The following is a 407-nucleotide window of genomic DNA, read 5'->3' as shown; positions in this document are numbered from 1 at the left end:
GAGCAGGAGGAGCTGGACGCGCTGCGTCACTCGGCGGGTGTGACCGCGCGCCGGGTCGCACCGGACCGGGGCCCCCGCGACAACGAGAAGATGGGCTACGGCCACCGGGCGGGCCGGGTCCAGAGCCAGATCTCGCGCCGGGTGCGCAATGCCGCACGGCGCCTGGAGGAACTGGAGCGCGCCCAGGTCGCCGAGCCGCCGAGGCCGCTGCGATTCGCGGCGGAGGCGCTGGCCGCGCAGACGGAGAAGGCAGAGGGCGAGGCGGAGGTGAACGAGTCGCCCGCGTCGGTGTCCCTGGTCACGCTGCGGGACGTACGGGTGCCGGGGCGGCTCGCGCTGGGCGCCCTGGACGTATCGGCGACCGACCGGCTCCTGGTCACGGGCGGCAACGGCGCGGGCAAGTCGAC

General features: G+C 75.7%; 1 pseudogene. It reads left to right on the top strand.

The features are described from left to right. A pseudogene (locus tag AOK22_RS33905) lies at positions 1-407 on the top strand (ABC transporter ATP-binding protein); the annotation flags it as partial.

It is taken from the genome of Streptomyces silaceus (assembly GCF_001419745.1).
GTDB classification, from domain to species: Bacteria; Actinomycetota; Actinomycetes; order Streptomycetales; family Streptomycetaceae; genus Streptomyces; species Streptomyces silaceus.
Note: the sequence above shows the minus strand (reverse complement) of the source record. Positions and strands in the feature narration are given on the sequence as shown.